The sequence below is a fragment of the Streptomyces sp. NPDC030995 genome (assembly GCF_055571215.1).
The window spans coordinates 1-23,042 of sequence record NZ_JBVIFS010000016.1 but is presented as its reverse complement, the minus strand read 5'-3'; the positions used below and the strand labels follow the sequence as shown (position 1 = coordinate 23,042).

26 protein-coding genes and 1 rRNA gene are annotated in these 23,042 nt (G+C 71.2%); 6 read left to right on the top strand and 21 right to left on the bottom strand.

Translation table 11 applies throughout. The features are described 5' to 3' along the window. Nucleotides 1–48 precede the first annotated feature (48 nt). On the top strand, nt 49–975 hold the full coding sequence (locus ACZ45T_RS23115) for an ABC transporter ATP-binding protein (RefSeq protein ID WP_468444224.1): 927 nt from the start codon (nt 49–51) through the stop codon (nt 973–975). After that, nucleotides 972–1,718, top strand: coding sequence for an ABC transporter permease (locus tag ACZ45T_RS23110; protein ID WP_468444221.1), 747 nt, complete (start codon nt 972–974; stop codon nt 1,716–1,718). Before ACZ45T_RS23115 ends, ACZ45T_RS23110 begins: the two co-directional genes overlap by 4 nt. Nucleotides 1,719–1,766: 48 nt before the next feature. Here ACZ45T_RS23110 and ACZ45T_RS23105 read toward each other — a convergent pair whose 3' ends face one another. From ACZ45T_RS23105 to ACZ45T_RS23090, 4 genes are all read right to left on the bottom strand, one after another. Next, a complete protein-coding gene (locus tag ACZ45T_RS23105; protein ID WP_468444219.1) occupies nt 1,767–2,039 on the bottom strand; it encodes a DUF1876 domain-containing protein in 273 nt (90 codons plus the stop codon). A gap of 187 nt (nt 2,040–2,226) precedes the next feature. Next, nucleotides 2,227–2,820, bottom strand: a complete 594-nt coding sequence (locus ACZ45T_RS23100) for a TetR/AcrR family transcriptional regulator (protein WP_468444217.1) — start codon at nt 2,818–2,820, stop codon at nt 2,227–2,229. 69 nt (nt 2,821–2,889) lie between these two features. Next, nucleotides 2,890–3,465 (bottom strand): hypothetical protein, encoded by a 576-nt coding sequence (locus tag ACZ45T_RS23095; RefSeq protein WP_468444215.1) that lies wholly within the window; start codon nt 3,463–3,465, stop codon nt 2,890–2,892. Between the two features lie 19 nt (nt 3,466–3,484). After that, on the bottom strand, nt 3,485–4,069 hold the full coding sequence (locus ACZ45T_RS23090; protein ID WP_468444213.1) for a hypothetical protein: 585 nt from the start codon (nt 4,067–4,069) through the stop codon (nt 3,485–3,487). An 85-nt stretch (nt 4,070–4,154) separates the two neighbouring features. Here ACZ45T_RS23090 and ACZ45T_RS23085 point away from each other — a divergent pair, with 85 nt between their 5' ends. Further along, nucleotides 4,155–4,517, top strand: a complete 363-nt coding sequence (locus tag ACZ45T_RS23085) for a hypothetical protein (RefSeq protein WP_468444211.1) — start codon at nt 4,155–4,157, stop codon at nt 4,515–4,517. A 10-nt stretch (nt 4,518–4,527) separates the two neighbouring features. Here ACZ45T_RS23085 and hemB read toward each other — a convergent pair whose 3' ends face one another. The 6 genes from hemB to ACZ45T_RS23055 all read right to left on the bottom strand — a co-directional run bounded on the left by hemB (nt 4,528) and on the right by ACZ45T_RS23055 (nt 11,585). Beyond that, nucleotides 4,528–5,529: a porphobilinogen synthase gene (hemB, locus tag ACZ45T_RS23080; protein ID WP_468444209.1), complete on the bottom strand. Its 1,002-nt coding sequence runs from the start codon at nt 5,527–5,529 to the stop codon at nt 4,528–4,530. Nucleotides 5,530–5,844: 315 nt separating this feature from the next. Next, complete coding sequence (locus tag ACZ45T_RS23075; protein ID WP_468444207.1) at nt 5,845–7,512, bottom strand: bifunctional uroporphyrinogen-III C-methyltransferase/uroporphyrinogen-III synthase; 1,668 nt, start codon at nt 7,510–7,512, stop codon at nt 5,845–5,847. Next, the gene (gene hemC, locus ACZ45T_RS23070) at nt 7,509–8,477 is read right to left on the bottom strand and encodes a hydroxymethylbilane synthase (RefSeq protein ID WP_468444205.1); all 969 of its coding nucleotides are present in this window, start codon (nt 8,475–8,477) and stop codon (nt 7,509–7,511) included. The genes ACZ45T_RS23075 and hemC overlap by 4 nt, the downstream gene beginning before the upstream one ends. Further along, nucleotides 8,474–10,228, bottom strand: coding sequence for a glutamyl-tRNA reductase (locus tag ACZ45T_RS23065; protein WP_468444203.1), 1,755 nt, complete (start codon nt 10,226–10,228; stop codon nt 8,474–8,476). Before ACZ45T_RS23065 ends, hemC begins: the two co-directional genes overlap by 4 nt. Then, a complete protein-coding gene (locus tag ACZ45T_RS23060; RefSeq protein WP_468444201.1) occupies nt 10,225–11,034 on the bottom strand; it encodes a redox-sensing transcriptional repressor Rex in 810 nt (269 codons plus the stop codon). The genes ACZ45T_RS23065 and ACZ45T_RS23060 overlap by 4 nt, the downstream gene beginning before the upstream one ends. Before the next feature lie 272 nt (nt 11,035–11,306). Next, the gene (locus ACZ45T_RS23055; protein WP_468444199.1) at nt 11,307–11,585 is read right to left on the bottom strand and encodes a glutaredoxin family protein; all 279 of its coding nucleotides are present in this window, start codon (nt 11,583–11,585) and stop codon (nt 11,307–11,309) included. Between the two features lie 80 nt (nt 11,586–11,665). On the opposite strand from ACZ45T_RS23055, the gene ACZ45T_RS23050 reads away from it, so the two are divergent. From ACZ45T_RS23050 to ACZ45T_RS23040, 3 genes are all read left to right on the top strand, one after another. Further along, on the top strand, nt 11,666–12,640 hold the full coding sequence (locus tag ACZ45T_RS23050; protein ID WP_468444197.1) for an HAD family hydrolase: 975 nt from the start codon (nt 11,666–11,668) through the stop codon (nt 12,638–12,640). 396 nt (nt 12,641–13,036) lie between these two features. Continuing rightward, a complete protein-coding gene (locus ACZ45T_RS23045; protein WP_468444195.1) occupies nt 13,037–13,858 on the top strand; it encodes an ECF subfamily RNA polymerase sigma factor, BldN family in 822 nt (273 codons plus the stop codon). Nucleotides 13,859–14,094: 236 nt separating this feature from the next. Then, the gene (locus ACZ45T_RS23040) at nt 14,095–15,297 is read left to right on the top strand and encodes a DUF5667 domain-containing protein (RefSeq protein WP_468444193.1); all 1,203 of its coding nucleotides are present in this window, start codon (nt 14,095–14,097) and stop codon (nt 15,295–15,297) included. A 91-nt stretch (nt 15,298–15,388) separates the two neighbouring features. On the opposite strand, the gene ACZ45T_RS23035 is transcribed toward ACZ45T_RS23040, so the two are convergent. The 11 genes from ACZ45T_RS23035 to rrf all read right to left on the bottom strand — a co-directional run. Next, a complete protein-coding gene (locus tag ACZ45T_RS23035; protein WP_468444191.1) occupies nt 15,389–16,387 on the bottom strand; it encodes a lysophospholipid acyltransferase family protein in 999 nt (332 codons plus the stop codon). Beyond that, entirely contained in the window at nt 16,387–17,478 is a 1,092-nt protein-coding gene (locus tag ACZ45T_RS23030) for an NAD-dependent epimerase/dehydratase family protein (RefSeq protein WP_468444189.1), read from the bottom strand. Before ACZ45T_RS23030 ends, ACZ45T_RS23035 begins: the two co-directional genes overlap by 1 nt. A 95-nt stretch (nt 17,479–17,573) precedes the next feature. After that, nucleotides 17,574–17,672, bottom strand: coding sequence for a 30S ribosomal protein bS22 (locus tag ACZ45T_RS23025; protein ID WP_003948845.1), 99 nt, complete (start codon nt 17,670–17,672; stop codon nt 17,574–17,576). A gap of 143 nt (nt 17,673–17,815) precedes the next feature. Continuing rightward, entirely contained in the window at nt 17,816–18,025 is a 210-nt protein-coding gene (locus tag ACZ45T_RS23020) for a helix-turn-helix domain-containing protein (protein ID WP_008738568.1), read from the bottom strand. Nucleotides 18,026–18,139: 114 nt separating this feature from the next. Continuing rightward, nucleotides 18,140–18,970 (bottom strand): phosphatase, encoded by an 831-nt coding sequence (locus ACZ45T_RS23015; RefSeq protein WP_468444187.1) that lies wholly within the window; start codon nt 18,968–18,970, stop codon nt 18,140–18,142. A 98-nt stretch (nt 18,971–19,068) separates the two neighbouring features. Further along, nucleotides 19,069–20,238 carry an acetoin utilization protein AcuC gene (locus ACZ45T_RS23010; protein ID WP_468444185.1) on the bottom strand — a complete coding sequence of 390 codons (1,170 nt, stop codon included), beginning with the start codon at nt 20,236–20,238 and terminating at the stop codon, nt 19,069–19,071. After that, nucleotides 20,189–21,403: an MFS transporter gene (locus tag ACZ45T_RS23005; protein ID WP_468444183.1), complete on the bottom strand. Its 1,215-nt coding sequence runs from the start codon at nt 21,401–21,403 to the stop codon at nt 20,189–20,191. Before ACZ45T_RS23005 ends, ACZ45T_RS23010 begins: the two co-directional genes overlap by 50 nt. 43 nt (nt 21,404–21,446) lie before the next feature. After that, nucleotides 21,447–22,112, bottom strand: coding sequence for an HAD family hydrolase (locus ACZ45T_RS23000; protein ID WP_468444181.1), 666 nt, complete (start codon nt 22,110–22,112; stop codon nt 21,447–21,449). Nucleotides 22,113–22,201: 89 nt separating this feature from the next. Then, nucleotides 22,202–22,588 carry a PIN domain-containing protein gene (locus tag ACZ45T_RS22995; RefSeq protein WP_468444179.1) on the bottom strand — a complete coding sequence of 129 codons (387 nt, stop codon included), beginning with the start codon at nt 22,586–22,588 and terminating at the stop codon, nt 22,202–22,204. After that, nucleotides 22,585–22,848, bottom strand: coding sequence for a hypothetical protein (locus tag ACZ45T_RS22990; protein ID WP_468444177.1), 264 nt, complete (start codon nt 22,846–22,848; stop codon nt 22,585–22,587). The genes ACZ45T_RS22995 and ACZ45T_RS22990 overlap by 4 nt, the downstream gene beginning before the upstream one ends. Nucleotides 22,849–22,949: 101 nt before the next feature. Further along, nucleotides 22,950–23,042 (bottom strand): 5S ribosomal RNA (gene rrf / locus ACZ45T_RS22985); the annotation flags it as partial.

Genomic DNA, 23,042 nt, shown 5'->3' with positions numbered 1-23,042 from the left:
CTTACACAGAAGCGCGTAACCCATACGCAGAAGGGAGTTTGGCCCCTGATGACCACGAGCGACCTCGGCATCCACGCCACCGGCCTGACCAAGTCCTACGGCGCCCTGCGCGTCCTCGACGGCATCGACCTCGCCGTCCCGCGCGGCAGCGTCCTCGCCCTCCTCGGCCCCAACGGCGCCGGCAAGACCACCACCGTCCGCATCCTCGCCACCCTCACCGCCGCCGACTCGGGCGCCGCCCGCGTGGCCGGGTACGACGTCACCGACCACCGCTCGCGCGTCCGCGAACGCATCAGCCTCACCGGGCAGTTCGCGGCCGTGGACGAGCTCCAGACCGGCGCCGAGATGCTCCGCATGATGGGCCGCCTGACCGGCCTCTCCCCCCGGGACGCCCGTACCCGCGCCGACGAGCTGCTCGACCGCTTCGGGCTCACCGAGGCCGCCGCGCGCACGGCGAAGACGTACTCGGGCGGGATGCGACGGCGCCTCGACCTCGCCGCGAGCCTGGTCTCCCGGCCCGAGGTGATCTTCCTCGACGAGCCGACCACCGGGCTGGACCCGCGCAGCCGCCAGGACCTGTGGGACCTCGTACGGGAACTGCGCGCCGACGGCACGACCGTGCTGCTGACCACCCAGTACCTGGAGGAGGCCGACCGGCTCGCCGACCGCGTCGCCGTCCTGGCCGACGGGCGGATCGCCGCCGAGGGCACGCCCGCCGAGCTGAAGTCCCGCGTCGCCGGGCACCGGCTCGACCTCACCCTCGCCACCCGGGCCGCCTACGACGCGCTGGCCCCGCGCGCGGTCCACCTCGCCCCGGACGAGCTCACCCTGGGCCTGCCGACCGACGGCAGCGCGGCCGACGTACGCGCGCTGCTCGACGAGCTCGACCCGGACCGCACCGCCGTGGACCGCTTCGCGGTCCGCACCGCCACCCTCGACGACGTGTTCCTCACCCTGACGGGAGCCGCCCCATGAGCACCGCCGCCCTCTCCCTGGCCGGCCGCAGCCTGCGCATCAGCCGCCGCAGCCCGGACGCGCTGATCGCCGCGCTGATGCTGCCGGTCATGCTGATGCTGATCTTCGTCTACTTCTTCGGCGGTGCCATCGACACCGGGACCGAGTACGTGACGTACGTGGTGCCCGGCGCCATGCTGCTCTGCGCGGGTTTCGGCGCGGCGAGCACCGCCGTCAGCGTCGCCGACGACATGAAGAACGGGGTCATCGACCGCTTCCGCTCCCTGGACATCGGCGGCATCCCGATCCTGGCCGGACACGTCACGGCCTCCGTGCTGCGGAACCTGCTGTCCACGACCCTGGTCCTGGCCGTCGCCCTCGCCATCGGCTTCCGGCCCCAGGCGGGCCCGCTCGCCTTCCTCGCGGCGGCCGGGCTGCTGTTCGCGTACATCACGGCGATCTCGTGGCTGGCCGCCGTACTGGGCCTGCTCGCCAAGTCCCCGGAGGCGGCGGGCGGCTTCACCTTCCTGATGATGTTCCTGCCCTACCCGTCCAGCGCCTTCGTCCCCATCAAGACCATGCCGGGCTGGCTGCACGGCTTCGCCGACCACCAGCCGCTGACCCCCGTGATCGAATCCCTGCGCGCACTGCTCCTCGCGCAGCCCGCCCAAGACGCCCCCTGGGTGGCCCTGGCCTGGTGCGCCGGCATCACGGCGGTGGCCGTGACCCTGGCAGGGGTCCTCTTCCGCAGCCGGACCCGCTGAGGGGCTCCCTGCGGAGCCGGTCAGCGGGCCGGCCGTGCGCCTACCCGCTCAACGATTGAGCGGGTAGGAATGACGGCCCGTCGCCTCGTCGATCTCGGAGTGGGCCTTCTGCAGCATCTGCGACGCGAGATCCATGAGCGCGCGAGCGCCCGCGATCTCTTCCCCGACCCTCAGCTGCTCCGGGTCGGAGGGGTGACGCAGGGCATAGCCCCGCGCCTTGATCTCGGAGCCGTCCCCGAGCCTGACCAGGGCCGCCGCACTGGTGCGGTGGCCCTCCTCGGTGAATTCGAGCTCCACATGCCACCCGACGAGCGTGGACATGGTGCATCACCTCCAGGGGTCACCCTTCCCTCCAGAGTGCGCCTGTCCTCCCGGGGGCGCACCCGCAGCCGGAGGCACCCCGCGCCCGGGGCCGTCCCCCGGCATCTGCGACTCCCCGGCGGCCGCAGATGCCGGTGCCGCAAGCATGCACCGCCCAGCGCTTTTTGTAGAGTGTTTTTCTAGAAATTCATTCTGGTCTGAGCGAGCACCAGATCCGCTCGGGCAGGACCTTCACGGCCTCCCCCAGATCGAGTTCGTACGTGCTGGCCAGCCAGCGACGGGCCGCCTCCGCGACCGGGCCCATCACCAGCACCTCCAGCAACGGCACCGACAGCGGCCGGATCTCGCCCTTCTCCATACGGGTCCACATCCAGCGGCCCAGGTCCGCGAGCATGACCTCCTTGGCCGCCCGGATCTCCTCGGCGTGTATCGCGAGGTAACCGGAATAGGCGGAGGCATGGATGAACAGGGCGGCGTCCCGGTGCTCCTGGGTGAAGCGGAGGTACGTGCACACCAGCGCCCGCACGCCCGTACGGGCGGTCCGGGTCCGGGTGACGGCCTCCGTCAGCTGCTCGAAGAGCTGCCCCATGCAGCGGGTGTAGAGGGCGGCGGCCAGCCCGTCGAAGCTCCCGAAATGGTGGTAGAGGCTCCCCAGACTGACCCCACTGGCCGCCGTCACGGCCTGGACGGTGAAGCCCTGCTGCCCCGACTCGGCGTACACCCGCAGGGCGGAGGTCAGGAGCAGGTCGACGGTGGCCTCGCCACGCTGTTGCTTCACCATGCCGCCAGCGTAGAACACAATGGAACTACAAGATTTTTCTAGAAAATCCCTCCACCCATCGGATCATCCTCACAGCGCGTTGAACGACCAGAAGACGCCGACCTCGTCCGCGGACACCGCGATCAGGCCGAGATCCATCATGAAGCCGGTGAAGGGGTGGCCGCCTTCGAGGTCCCGCGCCAGGAAGTCGGGCGCGTCGGAGGTGCGGGCGAGGAAGGAGGAGGTCCAGAACGCCGCATCGGGGCCGAACCGGTCCAGCACGGTCCGGGCGTCCGCGAGCACCGCGTCGCGGTCCTCCCGCAACCGGACCGGGAAGCCCTCGAAGAACCACTCCTGCGCGAGCGAGGCGAGCAGCTCGACGGCAGCGCCCGCCGTGATCGGGCGGACCCCGGCGCGCAGGTCCTCGGCGGTCATCGCATGGAACGGGTAGGAGGGGTGACCGGCCTCCCATCCCACCTTGAACGTCTCCGATTCCCGGACGGACCAGCCCCGCGGGTCGGCGACCGACCGCTCCATGACGGCGAGGACGTCCTCGGCCCAGTCCCCGTGCAGCCGGGGGCCGCTCCTGGCGAAGGTGTAGACGTCCTCCAGGAGCCGTACCAGTGCGGCTTCCCAGGTGGCGGCTTCGATGGATCGGGTCGTCATGGATTCTTCCTCTCAGGGCTCAGCAGTCGAACGTCCAGAACAGCCCGACCTCGGTGTCGGAGACGATGACCAGGCCGGCGTCCTCCCAGTAGAAGGTCATCGGGGTATAGCCCCAGTGGGACGCCCCGAAGTCCAGCGTGCCGTCCTTGCGCGCACCGACGGTGACGTTGGTGTGGCAGGTGAACGTGTCCCCGTAGCGGGCGAGGATGGTGCGGGCCATGTCCTGCAGCTCGTCGACGCTCTCGGTGAACCTTTCGAGGTTCCGCAGGGTGCAGCCGCCGTCGGTGAGTGCGAGGAGTAGATTCCCGGCGCTCGCACGGTCGATCTCGTGCAACCGCTCCCCGACGTCGGCCGGGGTGAGCCGACGCCGGGGATCGGCCTTGAAGGGCGGGCGGAAGGGAAAGGCGGGCACTTCCTTCGTGCGCTCGCTCGCGGTGTCGTCGAGCCCGGCCCAGCCGCGCGGATCGGGGACGGCGCGTTCCATGACGGCGAGCACGTCGGCCCGCCAGTCCTCGTGCTTGCGCGGACCGGTGGCGCTGAATGTGAACGCGTCCTCGTACAGGTGCCGTACCGCCGATTCCCAGGACGCCTGGTCAATGAGCATGTTCGTGAACCTAAGCCCCGGTCGAGCCGGATACCTGAGTACCCGCACTCATGTGCCCGCTCCCCCGGCCGAGTTGACTGGGTCCATGAACACGGACACCGACCCCGTGAGGGACACCGCACGGCATCCGCGTGCCTTCGTCGCGCCGCTCGTCTCCACCCTGCTCACGCTGCCCCTGGCGGCCGTCGCGCTCTTCTTCGCCGGGCTGTCCCCGATGGCCTGCGACTCCTGCGGCGACGCCGCGAGTGACCGGTTCGACGCCTCGTACGAGGTCGCCTTCCCCGTCTTCGGGTTCGGGCTGGTGGTGGTCCTGGTCCTGCTGGTCGCCGCCTGGGCGCTGCCCTGGCAGCGGCGGAACGCCGCCGCCAGGGTGTGGCTCGCCGTGATCGCTCCGGCGGCCGTCGTCTTCAACTACATCGTCTTCTACGGCCTGGTCGACTGGCCGTAGGGGAGGAACGTCAGCGAGCCTCGCGCAGCCAGCCGGCCACCTCGGTAGCCCAGTACGTGAGGATCGTGTCGGCGCCCGCGCGCTTGATGCCCAGCAGGGTCTCCAGGATGGCCCGGTCGCGCTCGATCCAGCCCTTCTCCGCCGCCGCCTCGATCATCGCGAACTCGCCGCTGATCTGGTACGCCGCCACCGGTACGTCCACGGCCTGCGCGACCCGGTACAGGATGTCGAGGTAGGGGCCGGCCGGCTTGACCATCACCATGTCGGCGCCCTCCTCCAGGTCGAGGGCCAGCTCCCGCAGGGACTCCCGGGCGTTCGCCGGGTCCTGCTGGTACGTCTTGCGGTCGCCCTGCAGAGAGGAGGCCACGGCCTCCCGGAAGGGCCCGTAGAACGCGGACGTGTACTTGGCCGTGTACGCCAGGATGGACACGTCCTCGTGGCCCGTCTCGTCCAGCGCGTCGCGGATGACGCCGACCTGGCCGTCCATCATCCCGCTGGGCCCGACCACGTGGACGCCCGCGTCGGCCTGGACCTGCGCCATCTCGGCGTACCGCTCCAGCGTCGCGTCGTTGTCCACCCGACCATCCGCATCCAGCACCCCGCAGTGCCCGTGGTCCGTGTACTCGTCCAGACACAGGTCGGACATGATCACCAGATCATCCCCCACCTCGGCCTTCACGTCGCGGATCGCGACCTGGAGGATCCCGTCCGGCTCGGTGCCCGCCGTCCCCCGCCCGTCCTTGTTCTCGTCGGCCGGGACACCGAACAGCATGATCCCGGCGACCCCGGCCTCGACCGCCTCGACGGCGGCCTTCCGCAGCGTGTCCCGGGTGTGCTGGACGACGCCCGGCATCGCGGAGATCGCCAGGGGCTCGCTGATGCCCTCCCGCACGAAGGCCGGGAGGATCAGGTCCGAGGGGTGCAGCCGGTTCTCCGCGACCATCCGCCGCATCGCCGGGGTGGTCCGCAGCCGGCGGGGCCGCGAGCCGGGGAAGGATCCGTACGCGCTCATTCGTCAGTCGCCTCTTCGAGCATCGAGAACAGTCGGGACAAGCGTAGGCCCGAACACTTCGCAGCCCGGCCCGGGGCGGTTTCGGCGGGGCCGGGTGTGTGCCGGGGCGTCCCCGCAGGGCGCCGAACGCAATACCGCCGCACTCTCCGACCCCTCGCCACGTTCGGCGCCCGAGGAGACGCCCCGGCGCGCGCCCGGCCCCGACGGAACCGGCCCGCCCCGCCCCGCCCCGCCGGGCAACCGACGAGGGCGGGGCCCGGCACGCTCGCGCCGGACCCCGCCCTCGTACTCGTACTCGTACTGCTCAGCCCACGGCTAGGTCGTACGACGCCGCCGCGCGCCCGGCCGCCGCTCGCTCGGCCGGAAGACCGTCTCGCCGGCCTCCTTGGCCGCCTCGCGGCGCGCCGCGCCGTACTCGGCCAGCGCCTCCGCCAGCTTCGACACCGACGGCTCCGGCGACAGGACGTCGACCCGCAGCCCGTGCTCCTCCGCCGTCTTGGCCGTCGCCGGCCCGATACAGGCGATGACGGTCACGTTGTGCGGCTTGCCGGCAATGCCCACCAGATTCCGAACCGTCGACGACGACGTGAAGAGAACGGCGTCGAAGCCGCCGCCCTTGATCGCCTCGCGCGTGTCCGCCGGCGGCGGCGACGCGCGCACGGTCCGGTAGGCGGTGACGTCGTCGACCTCCCACCCGAGCTCGATCAGCCCGGCGACCAGCGTCTCGGTCGCGATGTCGGCCCGCGGCAGGAACACGCGGTCGATCGGGTCGAAGACCGGGTCGTACGGCGGCCAGTCCTCCAGCAGTCCGGCTGCGGACTGCTCACCGCTCGGCACCAGGTCCGGCTTCACGCCGAACTCCACCAGCGCGGCCGCGGTCTGCTCGCCCACCGCGGCGACCTTGATGCCCGCGAAGGCACGCGCGTCGAGCCCGTACTCCTCGAACTTCTCCCGCACAGCCTTCACGGCGTTGACCGAGGTGAAGGCGATCCACTCGTAGCGGCCCGTCACCAGGCCCTTCACCGCGCGCTCCATCTGCTGCGGCGTGCGCGGCGGCTCCACGGCGATGGTCGGCACCTCGTGCGGCACCGCGCCGTAGGAACGCAGCTGGTCGGAGAGCGAGGCCGCCTGCTCCTTCGTGCGCGGTACGAGGACCCGCCAGCCGAACAGCGGCTTCGACTCGAACCAGGACAGGTCCTCACGCCGCGCGGCGGCGCTGTGCTCACCGACCACGGCTATGACGGGCCGGGCGCCCTCGGGCGAGGGGAGCACCTTGCCCTGCTTGAACACCTGGGCGATGGTGCCCAGCGTCGCGGACCAGGTCCGCTGCCGCGTGGTGGTGCCGGCGACCGTCACGGTCAGCGGGGTGTCGGGCTTGCGCCCGGCGCTCACCAGCTCGGCGGCGGCGGCCGAGACCGTCTCCAGCGTGGCGGAGACGACGAGGATCCCGTCGCTCGCGCCCACCTCGCTCCAGCAGCGCGCCGAGGCGTTCTTCGCGTCGACGAACCGCACGTCCGCGCCCTGCTTGTCGCGCAGCGGGACACCGGCGTACGCGGGTACGCCCACCGCGGTCGCGACACCGGGCACCACCTCGAAGGGGATGCCGGCGCCGGCGCAGACGAGCATCTCCTCGGCGGCGTTGCCGTCGAGCCCGGGGTCGCCCGTGACGGCACGCACGACCCGCCTGCCGGAGCGTGCGGCCTCCATGACAAGATTGGCCGCGTCCCGGATCACCGGGACCCCGGCGGCTGCTGACGCTTCGTCAGCAACCGTCAGCTGCGGCGTGTCTACTCCCGCGCGCGCATGCGTCCGTACGACTTCGAGCACCTCGGGCTCCGCGATCAGTACGTCCGCGGCGGCGAGCGCCTCGACGGCGCGCAGCGTCAGCAGACCCGGGTCGCCCGGGCCGGCACCGAGGAAGGTGACGCGTCCGTGGGCGGCGACGGCCGGAAAAGCGGAGGTGGTGGGAATTGAGGGGTTCAAAGCGATCGCTCCCCCATCAGACCGGCCGCGCCCTTGGCCAGCATCTCGTCCGCGAGTTCGCGGCCGAGCGCCATGGCCTCGTCGTACGACTGGGGCACGGGACCGGTGGTGGACAGCTGAACCAGCGTGGTGCCGTCGAGGGTTCCGACGACGCCGCGCAGGCGCATTTCATTGACAGTCTGTCCGTCGGCCAGAAGGTCGGCGAACGCGCCCACGGGTGCGCTACAGCCGGCCTCCAGGGCGGCGAGCAGGGAACGCTCGGCGGTCACGGCGGCCCGGGTGTGCGGGTCGTCGAGTTCGCCGAGCGCGGCGATGAGGTCCGTATCGGACGCGAGGCACTCCACGGCGAGAGCGCCCTGGCCGGGAGCCGGCAGCACGCTGTCGACGGACAGCAGGTCGGTCGCTTCGTCGCCGCGGCCGATCCGGTTCAGCCCGGCGGCGGCCAGCACGACCGCGTCGAGCTCACCGTCCCGCACGAAGCCGATCCGGGTGTCGACGTTGCCGCGGATCGGCACCGTCTCGATCCGCTTGCCCAGGGAGAGCGCCAGGTGGTTGAGCTGGGCCGTCCGGCGGGGCGACCCGGTACCGATCCGGGCGCCGTCGGGCAGCTGCTCGAAGGTCAGGCCGTCCCGGGCGACGAGCGCGTCCCGGGGGTCCTCGCGCAGCGGCATGGCCGCGATCACGAGGTCGTCGGGCTGGGCCGTCGGCAGGTCCTTCAGCGAGTGCACGGCGAAATCGACCTCGCCGCGCAGCAGCGCGTCGCGCAGGGCCGTGACGAACACGCCCGTCCCGCCGATCTGCGCGAGGTGCTCGCGCGAGACGTCGCCGAAGGTCGTGATCTCCACGAGCTCGACGGGTCGGCCGGTGATCGCCCGTACCGCGTCGGCGACGTGGCCCGACTGGGACATGGCCAGCTTGCTCCGCCGCGTACCGAGCCGCAGCGGCTGGTCGGGACGTGTGTTCATGATGCCCGTCCTGGGTCGTCGTCGTTCATCGGATCGGCCGCGTCCGCCCGGCTGACGGAAGCAACCGTCTGAGGGTCGAGGTCGAAGAGTTCGCGCAGTGCGTCCGCGTACCCGGCGCCGCCGGGCTCGCTGGCGAGCTGCTTCACGCGCACGGTCGGCGCGTGGAGGAGTTTGTCGACAACGCGGCGCACGGTCTGGGTGACCTCGGCCCGCTGCCGCTCGTCGAGGTCGGGGACCCGCCCGTCGAGCCGCGCCACTTCCATGGCCACGACCTCGGCCGCCATGGCCCGCAGGGCGACGACGGTGGGCGTGATGTGCGCGGCCCGCTGGGCCGCCCCGAAGGCGGCCACTTCCTCGGCGACTATGCCGCGTACGGCGTCCACGTCGGCAGCCATCGGCGCGTCGGCGGAGGCCTCGGCCAGGCTTTCGATGTCCACCAACCGCACACCGGGAATCCGGTGCACGGCGGCGTCGATGTCCCGGGGCATGGCCAGGTCGAGCAGCGCGAGCCGTACGGGCATGCCGTCGGCCTGGCTCCGGGCGCTCTTGCGGGGCTGCCGCTGCGCGGCGGCCTCGCCCTGATCGGCCCAGGTCCCGTGCAGTTCGAGCGAGCTGGCATCCACCCCGGTCAACGCGGCCCGTCCATCGGGCCCCACGGGACACCCGTCGGCCTCGACGGCCGCACTGATCGTCCGCGCAGCCCCGGCATCAGCCAGCCGCCCTCCGGCCCGGGCAGCGGCAACAAGCTTGGCCACCACCGCGGAATCCAGCCCGGCCCCATCCAGCCCCGCCGGGGGCACGGCCAGCCCCGCCGGGGCCACATCCAGCCCCGCCGGCGTTTGAGGCGCGGGGTCCGGGGCAGAGCCCCGCTCTTTCAGCCCCGCCGGCGTTTGAGGCGCGGGGTCTGGGGCAGCGCCCCAGGACGCGGCGGCGAGAACGTCATCGGCGGTCAGCACGAGCCCGGTCGCACCCGTGCAGGACACGACCACATCGACTCGTGTCAGCTCATCGGCAACACCGGACATCGCAACGGCGGAAGCCGCAACCCCGGTGCCCGAGGCAACCAGAATCTCGGCAAGCCGCTCCGCCCGCTCCGCGGTCCGGTTCGCCACCACGATCTCGGCCACACCGACCCGCGCCAGCGTCGCCGCCGCCAGCGAGGACATCGACCCGGCACCGATCACCAGCGCCCGCTTACCCGCGGCCCACTCCCCGACGGGCACCCGCACCGCGAGCTGCTCCAGCCCGAACGTCACCAGCGACTGGCCCGCCCGGTCGATCCCGGTCTCCGAGTGCGCCCGCTTGCCGACCCGCAGCGCCTGCTGGAACAGGTCGTTGATCAGCCGGCCGGCGGTGTGCAGCTCCTGCCCCAGCGCCAGCGCGTCCTTGATCTGGCCGAGGATCTGCCCCTCGCCCACGACCATCGAGTCCAGCCCGCACGCCACCGAGAACAGGTGGTGCACCGCCCGGTCCTCGTAGTGCACGTACAGATACGGAGTGAGCTCCTCCAGAGCCACCCCACTGTGCTGTGCCAGCAGCGTGGACAGCTCGGCCACACCGGCGTGGAACTTGTCCACGTCCGCGTACAGCTCGATCCGGTTGCACGTGGCGAGCACCGCCGCCTCCGCCGCCGGCTCGGCGGCGAGGGTGTCGTGCAGCAGCTTGACCTTGGCATCGGCGGACAGCGAGGCGCGCTCCAGCACGCTCACGGGCGCGCTGCGATGGCTCAGCCCTACGACGAGCAGACTCATGCCGGCATCACCGCCGGCACGTCGCCCTCGGGCCCGCCCTTGCGCGCCTCGGCGGCGCCCCGACCGGCCGGCGGCACCACGGCCGCGGCGGGTGCGGCGCCGCCCACGGAGGAGCCGCCGGAGGCAGCGGCCGCGGCCGCTTCCTCGCCGGCCTTGCGCTGCTCGTGGAACGCCAGGATCTGGAGCTCGATCGACAGGTCGACCTTGCGCACGTCGACGCCGTCCGGCACGGAGAGCACCGTCGGCGCGAAGTTCAGGATGGAGGTGACACCGGCCGCGATCAGCCGCTCGCTGACCTGCTGCGCCGCCCCGGCCGGCGTCGCGATGACACCGATCGAGACGCCGTTCTCCTCGATGATCTTCTCCAGCTCATCGGTGTGCTGCACGGGGATCCCGGCCACCGGCTTGCCGGCCATCGCCGGGTCGGCGTCGATCAGCGCGGCCACGCGGAAGCCGCGCGACGCGAAACCGCCGTAGTTGGCGAGCGCGGCGCCGAGGTTGCCGATGCCGACGATGACGACCGGCCAGTCCTGGGTCAGGCCGAGCTCACGGGAGATCTGGTAGACGAGGTACTCGACGTCGTAGCCGACGCCGCGGGTGCCGTAGGAACCCAGGTACGAGAAGTCCTTGCGCAGCTTCGCGGAGTTGACTCCGGCGGCGGCAGCGAGCTCCTCGGAGGACACCGTGGGCACCGATCGCTCGGAGAGCGCGGTGAGGGCACGCAAGTACAGCGGAAGCCGGGCGACAGTGGCCTCGGGAATACCTCGGCTGCGGGTCGCCGGTCGGTGAGTTCGGCCAGTTGCCACGATGCTCCTGCGGGATGAGCGGGGCTGCAGGCGGCCACTTGTCCCAGGACCGCCCCGTCGACAGCAGGCTATGCCTTTGTGAACGCGTGCACAAAGATTGTGTCCGCTTTGTCCGAGCAAAGTGACCGGGGTCACGCGACCTCGGCACGCAAACCCGGAACCGGCGGGACGCCGAACCCGTTCAAATCCCAAAGGGGGCAAAACCGTGCACTCTCCTCACAGATACGCCCCCAGACCCCACAAATCGCCCATGATGGTAACCGCGAAGAGGGCTAGCCCTCCAACGCCCGCCGCAGCCGGTCCGGGTTCACCCGCCAGAAGGTGTGCTGCTCGCCATCCACCAGCACCACCGGAATCTGCTCCCAGTGCAGCCGGTAGAGCTCCTCGTCCTGCGAAATGTCCTTCTTCTTCCACTGTGCACCCGTCTCGGCGCACACCTTCGCCACGACCTCCTCCGCCTCGTCGCACAGGTGGCACCCCGGCTTCCCGATGAGCGTCACCATCCGGTCGCCGGGACGCTTCTTTTCCTTACGGCGCAACAAAGGGCTCATGGCTCCATTCTCCCGAAGTGTTAACGCCTCCGTTTCCCGGCGGTTCGGGAACTCCCGAACACAGTGGCTATGCTCGCGTCATGGCCGCTCTGGGATGGCTCACCCCCCGTAGGCGCTCCGCCACCGCGCGGAGCGTGCTGGCAGGCGAGGCCTCTGCCGAGGCCGCCCGCAAGACCGCTCTCACCGAAGCCCCACCGCTCTCGCAGCCCGAGGCGGAAGCCGAGACCGAGGCCGAGGCGCTTGCGGAACAGGCTCCGGCCGAGCCCGAGTTCCCGGTCGCCGGCGACGATCTCGCCGCCGCCTTCTTCGACCTCGACAACACCGTGATGCAGGGCGCCGCGATCTTCCACTTCGGCCGCGGCCTCTACAAGCGCGAGTTCTTCCAGCGCCGCGAGCTCGCCCGATTCGCCTGGCAGCAGGCCTGGTTCCGGCTCGCCGGGGTCGAGGACCCCGAGCACATGCAGGACGCCCGCGACAGCGCCCTGTCCATCGTCAAGGGCCACAAGGTCTGCGAACTGATGGCCATCGGCGAGGAGATCTACGACGAGTACATGGCCGAGCGGATCTGGCCGGGCACCCGCGCCCTGGCCCAGGCCCACCTCGACGCCGGCCAGAAGGTGTGGCTGGTCACCGCCGCCCCCGTGGAGACGGCCACGATCATCGCCCGCAGGCTGGGCCTGACCGGGGCCCTGGGCACCGTCGCCGAATCCGTCGACGGGGTCTACACCGGCCGCCTGGTCGGCGAGCCGCTGCACGGGCCCGCCAAGGCCGAGGCGGTCCGCGCGCTGGCCGCCGCCGAGGGTCTGGACCTCGCGCGCTGCGCCGCGTACAGCGATTCGCACAACGACATCCCGATGCTGTCGCTGGTCGGACATCCGTACGCGATCAATCCCGACACAAAACTGCGCAAGCATGCCCGGACCAACGACTGGCGGCTGCGCGACTATCGGACCGGTCGCAAGGCCGTGAAGGTCGGCGTCCCGGCGGCCGCCGGGGTCGGCGCGATCGCGGGCGGCGCGGCCGCCGCCATCGCCCTGCACCGTCGCCGCCGCTAGCCACGACCGGCCCGGCGACCGGCCGCCGCCAGCACCGGAGCCCTCGCACGCCCTGCGGGCGGCGCCCGGCCGGCTCCCTGCCCGCCGCCCCAGGGGCATTCCTCCAGGCCTACCCCCGGACGGGGCAGGGCACTCCGCCATGCCCGACTCGGTCGCGCGCCCCCTTGGAAGCGTCCATTCCGCGTATCCAAGTGATCAAGAATCGATCACCAACAGCGACTGAATATGCCCTCGACACGCAACAGAAGTGTCGGAACCGGTGATTTGAGCAACTGGGTGTAGCGCTGCCTGTACGAAGCGTTATTCTCCTCAAACGCATGCCACCGGCCATCTGTCGCCACGACGGGTGAACGGTCCCGCACTGCACGTGATGGAAGCTCTGCCTCTGGGAGTCCCGTGTACCCACCTGTCGGGGTTGACGCCTCGGGCCTGGCTACGCTGCGCGCAACGGTCCTCGACCACCTGCGTGGCTTCGTCCCCACCGCGTACGCCGTCCCCGCCTTCGCCGCCGCGGTACCTGCCGGCCTCGGCCCGGCCGGACCTTGCTACGCCCTGACCGACGGCGGCGCGACCGTGGGCAGACGAGGCCGCGCGGCCGGGAGTTCGAGCGGCGCAGCCGGCACGAGCACCCAGGCCACCCCCACCCCGCGCCGCCCCACGGCGGACAGCGACCAGGCCCGCATGATGGACCTGGTCGAACGCGCCCAGGCGGGCGAGGCCGAGGCCTTCGGCCGCCTCTACGACCAGTACAGCGACACGGTCTACCGCTACATCTACTACCGCGTCGGCGGCAAGGCGACCGCGGAGGATCTCACCAGCGAGACCTTCCTGCGCGCACTGCGCCGCATCTCCACCTTCACCTGGCAGGGCCGCGACTTCGGCGCCTGGCTCGTGACGATCGCCCGCAACCTGGTGGCGGACCACTTCAAGTCCAGCCGCTTCCGGCTGGAGGTCACCACCGGCGAGATGCTCGACGCGAACGAGGTCGAGCGCAGCCCCGAGGACTCCGTCCTGGAGTCCCTCTCCAACGCGGCCCTGCTGGAGGCCGTACGGAAACTCAATCCGCAGCAGCAGGAGTGCGTGACCCTGCGCTTCCTGCAGGGCCTCTCGGTCGCCGAGACGGCCCGGGCGATGGGGAAGAACGAGGGCGCCATCAAGACGCTCCAGTACCGGGCGGTCCGCACGCTGGCCCGCCTCCTCCCCGACGACGCCCGCTGACACCCCGACCAGACGACACCACACACCCTTACCTTCGGTGACCCCTCGATGACGCTGTGGTCCGATCATCCTTCGTCCGTAACCCAAGTGCCGCGACGCTCGTTGTGCGGAATGCAGGCTCCCTTTGGACACGCCCCACCCGAAGCCGCTCACCCGAAAGGGTGGACGCGCTCAAGGAGGGCAACCTTCCGGACACCTTGGGGAGTCGATCGTCATGACGAGAGGAGGTGCCGCCAGTGATCGCGAACGTGACTCCGCACCGGCGGGCGAACGCCTTCGCCCAGGCCCTGGAGGATCGGACCCTGTCCGATCTTTCGGAACCGGACCCGGCGGCCGAGCAGTCCGAGGCACCTGCCGAACCTGCCGACCACGACCGGTTGTTGGCCCTGGCGAGCGTGCTCGGCGAAAGAATGCCGCGCCCAGTGCTGGACCCCGAGGTCAAAGTGGTGCAGCGAGCCCAGCTCGTTGCCGCCATGGAGGCCATGGTGCTGGAGGAGAGGGCGGGGGGCGGTGCCGCCTCGGACCCTCTGGTGCCCGAGCAGCGGACCGGCCGCGGCGCCCACCGGGCGACCCCGCTCCGGAAATTGCGGCCCCGCTCCCGCTGGTCCAAGGGCATCGCAGCGGGCGGCCTCACCGTGGGTGTGGCCGCAGGGGCCTTCAGCGGAGTGGCCGCTGCCAGTTCCGACGCCCTGCCCGGTGACCACCTCTACCCCGTGAAACGGGGCATGGAGGACCTGAAGCTGGGCATGGCCGACGAGGATTCGGACCGGGGCGAGCTCTATCTCGACCAGGCCTCGAACCGCCTGTCCGAGGCCCGCAGGCTGATGGAGCGAGGCCGGACGGGCGTCCTGGACCACGAATCCCTGGGCGAGATCCGCCGCGCCCTGGCGGCGGTGAAGCACGACGCGGGGGAGGGCCACCGGCTCCTCCAGGCCGCGTACGAACGGGACGGCTCGCTGGGCCCGATCCAGAAGCTGTCGTCGTTCTCCCGCTCGCACCGCGATGCGTGGGGCAAGCTCCGCGAGAAGCTCCCGGCGCAGCTCACGGACGTGGGCGGTCAGGTGGAGTCGGTCTTCCAGGCCATAGACGAAGACGTGGCGCCGCTCCAGAGCCTGCTCCCGAAGCCTCCGGAGCAGACCCGCGGCCACAGCTCGTCCGGCACCTCTGCCACACCGGACACCCCCAGCGGCAAGCAGCAGTCCGCCCCCGCCGCGGGCGCCCCCTCGGGCAGCCCCGCGCCGTCCCCCTCGGGCAGCGCCCGGCCACCGGTCGGCGGCCTCCTGGGCGGTACGGGCGACCTGCTCAACCCGTCTGCGGGACAGTCGGCCCCGCCCTCCCCGGGCACGCCGGACGTCCCCAAGCCGGACATCACCCTCCCGCCCCTCCTCCCGGGCCTCCTCCCGGGCCTAGGCCTCAACGCGGAGGACGCAGGGCAGTAAAAGTCGGGGGGCCGCGCACGCGCGGCCCCCCGATCCAGCCCCGCCGGCGTTTGAGGCGCGGGGTCCGGGGCAGCGCCCCGGCACTCAACGGTCAGAAAAAGACAGACCTGCGCTGCACCAGCAACTTGTACAGCGTGTGCTGAATCTGCTCCCGAACCTGATCCGTCAGGTTGAACATCAGCATCGGATCCTCCGCCGCCTCCGCCGCATACCCGTCCGTCGGGATCGGCTCCCCGAACTGGATCGTCCACTTCGTCGGCAGCGGCAGCGCCCCCAGCGGCCCGAGCCACGGGAACGTCGGCGTGATCGGGAAGTACGGAATCCCCAGCAGCCGCGCGAGCGTCTTCGCGTTGGCGACCATCGGGTATATCTCCTCCGCCCCCACGATCGAGCACGGCACGATCGGCACGCCCGCCCGCAGCGCCGTCGACACGAACCCGCCCCGCCCGAAGCGCTGGAGCTTGTACCGGTCCCCGAAGGGCTTCCCCAGCCCCTTGAAGCCCTCCGGCATGACGCCGACCAGCTCCCCGGCCTCCAGCAGCCGCTGCGCGTCCTCCGCGCACGCCAGGGTGTGGCCCGCCTTGCGCGCCAGCTCGTTCACCACCGGCAGCATGAACACCAGGTCCGCCGCCAGCAGCCGCAAGTGCCGCTGCGCCGGGTGGTGGTCGTGGACGGCGACCTGCATCATCAGCCCGTCCAGGGGCAGCGTCCCCGAGTGGTTCGCCACGATCAGCGCGCCACCCTCCTTCGGGACGTTCTCGATGCCCTTGATCTCGACCCGGAAGTATTTGTCGAACAGCGGCCGCATCAGGGACATCAGGACCTGGTCCGTCAGCTCCTTGTCGTAGCCGAACTCGTCGACCTCGTACTCCCCGGTGATCCGCCGCCGCAGGAACGCCAGCCCGCCGGCGATCCGCTTGTCCCAGCCGTCACCCGCCGGAGCCGGTGCGGGAGCGGCCGCCTCCACCGCCCCCTCCAGGCCCCCGGGTTCGGGTGCGGGCGCCTGCGCGGGCACCGCCCGCACCCGCCGTCCCGCCGCCCGCCGGCGCGGCCGGTCCTCGTCGAACGGAATGACCTTGGCGTCCGCCACTATCGCTTCGCTCCTTCAGCCTCGTCGACGTCGGCACCGGGTCCGTCTGCACGGTGCCCGTCCGCACCCAGCATGGCGGCCACCCGGTCGACGGCCCGCCCGACCCGCTCCGGCGGCAGCAGCCCGTTCCCCCGGCTCCGCGCGAAGTCCGCGAAGGTCTCGACGGTCGTGTACATGGGCTCAAAGCCGAGGACCTCCCGCATCTGGGTGGTCTCCACGACCCTGCCGTGGGTGAGCAGCCTTATCTGCTCCGGCGAGAAGTCGGTGGCCCCGACCGCCCGCAGCGCCTGCCCGACCCACGTCACCGCGGGCAGCAGCAGCGGCAGCGTCGGCCGCCCCAGCCGCCGCGCGCACTGCGACAGCAGCAGCACGCCGTCACCGGCGATGTTGAAGGTCCCGCTGTTCAGCGTCCCGGGCTTCGGCGCCTGCGCCGCCAGCCGCAGCACGTCGAGCACGTCGTCCTCGTGGACGAACTGCAGCCGCGGGTCGTATCCCAGCACGGTCGGCATCACGGGCATCGAGAAGTATTCGGCGAGCGCCGAGTCCGCGAAGGGCCCCAGGATGTTCGCGAAGCGCAGCACGCACACCGCGACGTCGGGCCGCCGGCGCGCGAAGCCCCGTACGTACCCCTCGACCTCGGCGGCGTCCTTGGCGAAGCCGCCCGCCGGCAGCGATTTCGGCTGCGTGGTCTCGGTGAAGACGGCCGGGTCGCGGGAGGTGCCCCCGTACACGCTCGTACTGGACTTCACCACGAGCCGCCGTACCGTCGGCGACTTCTGGCAGGCTCCCAGGAGCTGCATCGTCCCGATGACGTTCGTTTCCTTGACGGCGCTGTGGGCGCCGCCCGCCCCCGCGCTGCCCCCGGTGACCGCCAGATGGACCACCGTGTCGACGGCGTGCTCGGCGAGCACGCGGGCGATCGCCGACTGCCTGATGTCCGTACGGACGAACTCCGCCGACCCGAGCCGGTGCGGCGGTGTCACCGCGTCCACCGCGATCACCCGCTCGACCTCCGGGTCGCGCTGGATCCGGCGCACGAAGCGGCCGCCCAGCTGCCGGGCTGCCCCGGTGACGAGTACGACCTTCCCCACGTGCTCAGCGCCTCCCTCGAAGAAGTCCCCCAGCTGCACCGCAGCCCCCCCACCATTCTGGTGGAGGGGCTGCGGAGAACACGTACAGCTGCCGTTTACTTCTTGTTACGGCGCTGGACGCGGGTGCGCTTGAGCAGCTTGCGGTGCTTCTTCTTGGCCATCCGCTTGCGCCGCTTCTTGATAACAGAGCCCACGACTACCCTCGCTCACTTCTTCTTCACTGGTGCGGGGCGTCTGGGCCCACACGACCTACGTCGGCCTAGCCTACCCGCCCGAGCTCTGAGCCTGTAATCCGAGTGCTTCCCCGGAGTTACGAGGGCATCCGCGGCCTTCAGTCTCAGGCCGACTCCACCCCCACATAGGACTCTCGGAGGTACTCGTGGACCGCGTTCTCGGGGACCCGGAAGGACCGGCCCACCCGGATTGCGGGCAGATGACCGTTGTGCACCAGCCGGTACACGGTCATCTTCGACACTCGCATCACCGAGGCAACCTCCGCCACGGTCAGGAACTGAACCTCACTGAGAGGCCTCTCGCCAGCAGCCATGACACACCTTGACCTTCCGCGCATGACGGGCACCGGCTTCCCCTCCGGTTACTCCTCGTCGTCGCACGCTCACTCCCCAGAGTAGGGGCGCGTGATACGAGTGGGGAAGAGGAGCTACGGCCACTCCTGCCGACCCGTCAGACTCGCCCGGCCGAGCACGTACCGGGCAAGCGGTCGGTAGTAGTCCGCACGCACCGCGTCATCAAGTGGAACGGCCACCGAGACCCGCCCCTCGGCCTCCCCGACGAACAGCGCGGGATCGTCCGTATCCGCCAGCCCGATCGCCTCCACACCGAGCTGACCTGCACCGCAGACCCACCCGTGGTCCCCCACCACCAGGTCCGGCAGCGGCCCGCCGGCCTCCGCGAGGGCCCCCAGCGCGATCCGAACCGGCAGCGGCGAATGGGTGTGCACGCCGGTCGCACTCCCCGGCGGCCGCACGCCGGGTTCCCGCACCAGTGCGACCCCCCGTACGTATTCGATGCGGTGCGTGCGTACGCCGAACCGGGTCGCCATGTCGACACTCGCCCCCTGCGCCGGAGTGAGGACAACACATCCCGCCGCCGACATCGCCTCGGCCAAACCTGCGTAGAAGTCCAGGAGCCGATGCGGGTGACCGGTCCCGAACAGCACCGGCGAACGGGCCCGCGCCGCCTCGCGCAGCCGCCCCGCGAAGGCCTCCAGCGCCGCCACCGTCCGCTCCGGGTCGATCACGTCCGGCCCGCTGACGTGCGCCGGGTCCGCCGAGACCCCGCACTTGTCCGCCATCAGCCTCAGCAGATCACCCTCGCCCCAGCCCCCCTCCGGATCCAGCCCCAGCAGCACCCGCGGGTCGCGCGCCGCGAACAGCCGGTAACTGCGCAGGCTCTCCTCCCGTGAGGTGGCGACGGGCCCGGCCAACCGGGCGGCCAGCAGATGCGCACGCAACGCGCCGGTGCTCAACACCCTCCGATGCTGCCCCACCCCACCTGGCGGGGCATCAATTCCGCGGAACAGCCCCACACTTGGCGTAACGATGCTTCAGCGGTGACCTGCACCGACCCTCAGGTCAGCATGCCGCGCAGCGGAAAGACCGCCCGCCGGGTGGCCAGTACGGCCTGATCCGTACGGTCGGCCGGATCGTAGCCCGCCTCCCACTCCCGCCACGACGGCGTCCGCCCGTCCGTCATCCGGGCCGGCGCCAACTGCCGCGTCCGCGCGTACACCTCGTCCCGCCACGCGTCCGGGACCGCCGTCCGCGGATCCACCGGCCGGTGCGCCGCGATCGCCACCAGGTGCGTCCACGACCGCGGTACGACGTCCACCACCGCGTACCCGCCACCGCCCAGAGCGAGCCACCGCCCGTCCGCGTACTCGTGCGCGAGCCGGTGACAGGCCTCCTGGACGGCCCGCTGGGCGTCCAGCGACACCGCCAGGTGCGCGAGGGGGTCCTCGAAATGCGTATCGGCCCCGTGCTGGGTCACCAGCACCTGCGGCCGGAAATCGGCCAACAGCTCCGGCACGACTCCGTGGAAGGCCCGCAGCCACGCCTCGTCCCCGGTGCCGGCGGGCAGCGCGATGTTCACCGCCGACCCCTCGGCCGCCGGACCACCGGTCTCCTCGGGCCAGCCGGTCTGCGGGAACAGCGTCCGCGGATGCTCGTGCATCGAGATCGTCAGCACCCTGGGGTCGTCCCAGAAGGCCGCCTGCACGCCGTCGCCGTGGTGGACGTCCACGTCCACGTACGCGACCCGCTCGGCCCCCAGCTCCAGCAGCCGCGCCACGGCCAGCGCCGCGTCGTTGTAGACACAGAACCCGGCCGCCCCGCCCGGCATGGCGTGGTGCAGCCCGCCGGCGAAGTTCACGGCGTGTTCCGCCTCGCCGCGCCAGAGCGCCTCCGCGCCCGCCACGGACTGCCCGGCGATCAGCGCGGACGCCTCGTGCATCCCGTGGAAGGCCGGATCGTCGACCGTCCCCAGCCCGTACGACCCGTCGGCGACCCCCGGGTCGGCGGACACCTCGCGCACCGCGGCGACGTAGTCCTCCCGGTGGACGAGCCGCAGCGTCGAGTCCCCGGCCGCGCGGCCCGCCCGTACCTCCATCGCCCGGTCCAGCCCGAAGGCGCGCACCAGGCCCATGGTCAGCGCCAGACGCACCGGGTCCATCGGATGGCTCGGTCCGAAGTCATACCTCGTTACCGCCTCGTCCCACATCAACAACCCGCGGCCGCTCATGCCCGACACCGTATCGGGCCTCCCGCGGTCCGAACGAGCGGGCGTAGAACAGGGTGACCAGCACCAGGACCATCGGCACGAGCATCGCGCCCCGATAGCTCCAGGCGTCCCCGATCCCGCCGACGAGCGGCGACCCGATCAGGAAGCCCACGTAGTTGAAGATGTTGAGCCGCGCGATCGCCGTGTCGCAGGCCCCGCCCGGAAACACCCTCCCCGCGGCCGCGAAGGTCTGCGGCACGATCACACAGAGCCCGATCCCCAGCAGGGTGAAGCCGAGCATCCCCACCCACGCCCCCGGCGCGGCCGCGACGACGGCGAACCCGCCCGCCGCGACCACCGTCCCGCCCCGCACCACGGCGACGGCACCGAACCGCCGCACCCCGAGATCGCCGACCGCCCGCCCGATGAGGGTGGTCACCATGTAGACGTTGTACGGGACGGTCGCCACCTGCTCCGAACTGCCCAGCACGTCCTGGAGGTACTTCGCACTCCAGTTCGCGACGGTCGAGTCCCCGATGTACGCGCACGCCATCACCAGGCACAGCGGCAGCAGCAGCTTGAAGCCGCCGGCCCCCAGCCCCTTCTCGGCCACCGCCTCCTGCCGGTGGTCGACGTACCGGCGACTCGCCAGCAGCACGAGCGGCGCCAGCACCAACACCGCCGGCAGATAGGAGACGAACAGCCCCAGATCCCAGTGCGCCCCGGCCCAGGCGGCCGACGCCCCGACGATCCCGCCGAGGCTGTACGCGGCATGGAAACCCAGCATGATGCTGCGCCCGTACGCCCGCTGCAGGCTGACGCCGAGCATGTTCATCGACGCGTCCAACGCCCCGACGGAAAGCCCGAACGCCCCCAGGGCCACCCCCACGTGCCACATCCGGCTGCCGGCCCCGACCCCCAGCAACGACAGCAGCACCAGGGGCTGCGCCCACCTCAGCACCACGCTGGGAGCGACCCGCTTCACCAGGTGCTCGGTGGCCACGCTCGCCACGCCCGCGAGGATCGGCACGGCGGCCAGGAAGGCGGGCAGCAGCCCGTCGGATATCCCGTACCGGTCCTGGATGGCCGGGATCCGGGTCACGAGGAGCGCGAAGGCCACACCCTGCGAAAAGAAGCTGAACCCCAGGGCGCCGCGCCCACGCCGAAGCCGCACATCGTCCGTCATGGCGGCACAGCGTAGGGCCGCGGGCTACCCGTGGGTAGAGAGATCACATACCCAGTCCGGCTTCCAGCCCCAGCAGCCCCGTGAGCTGCTTCATGTCCCCGAAGTGCCCGGTGGCCCCGGGGAGCCGGTCGGCGGGCAGCATCGCGGTGAACGCGAACACGTCCATCCCCGCGGCCACGGCGGCCTCGATGCCGAGCGGGCTGTCCTCAACGACCACACAGCGGGCGGGCTCCACCCCCATCTGCCGGGCCGCGTGCAGGTACAGATCGGGAGCCGGCTTGCCCTGACCCACGTCCTGCGAGCTGAAGATCCACTCCTCCTCGAACCACCCGTCGAGCCCGGCCGCCCGATGCCCGACACGGATCCGCTCGTGACTCGCGGAGGAGACCAGGCAGTACGCGACCCCACTCGCGGTCAGCGCCCCCAGCACCTCCTCCACCCCGGGAACGGGCCGCAGCTCCCGCTCGAAGGCGGCGAAGGTCCGCGCGTTCAGCTGCGCCTCGAAGTCCTCGGGCAACCGCTCCCCGGTCCGCTCAAGGACGAGGTCGTGCACCCGGTGCACGGCGACCCCCATGTAGTCGCGGAGCGACTCCTCGTACGTGGTCGGGTGACCCAGCTCGGTCAGGTAGGCGGCGAGGATGCTGTTGGCGAGCGGCTCGCTGTCCACCAGCACGCCGTCGTTGTCGAAGATGACGAGGTCGTAGCCCATGACCCAACCCTACGAGCCGTCAGCTCAGGTCCACGGAAGCCGCGTGCTGGTGATCGGCTGAACATCGGAAGATCCCCAGCTCCCCGATATCAGCGGTTGAGGTCGAATACGGCCACGCCGCGGCCCGCATATGCCTTGGGCTCGACCGTCGCGACGAACGCGCCCGCATCCCAATCGGGCAGGTGCCGCACGGCGTGCACAGCCGCCGCAATCCCCGCAGGTACGCCGTCCCGGCACAGCTGTGCCACGGCCAGCGCGGCCGGGTAGTCGAGATCGATCGCGTGGATGACGTCGAGTTGCCCGATGTGCTCGGCGATCCCCGCGTGTTCCAGATCTGCCTCAAGGATGGACAGGACCGGCGCCCACAATCGAGTGTCGGGGTCGAGGAAAGCCTGGTGGATCAGGGCAGACATCTGCCGATTCCCCGACAACGCCAACAGCGATGGCGTGTCAAGGACGAACTGGTGTTGGATCACGCGGCAGCGTCCTGCCGGCGCGCAAAGGCCTCGCGGATCTTCCGCCTCATGGCCTCGCTCTCCTCGTCCGTCACCAGGACCCCGAAGTGCTCGGCCATGTACTCACGGGCACGTTCTGCCCGCTCACGCCGCTCCTCGGCGGTCAGGGTGGTCTCCGCGAACTCCTGCACCAGAGCGCGGATGGACGTCCCGCGGGACTCTGCGATGGCCGCGAGGCGGTCTCTCACCTCGGCCGGGACACGGATCATGGCATCAGACATGTGGCGAGTCTACAGCGGCGTATACATTCAGCGCGCCCTGAACGCAGAAAAGCCCCGCACCGAACCCATAAGGGCTGGTGCGGGGCTTTCCCACAATGATTGTTCGGCGGCGTCCTACTCTCCCACAGGGTCCCCCCTGCAGTACCATCGGCGCTGAAAGGCTTAGCTTCCGGGTTCGGAATGTAAACCGGGCG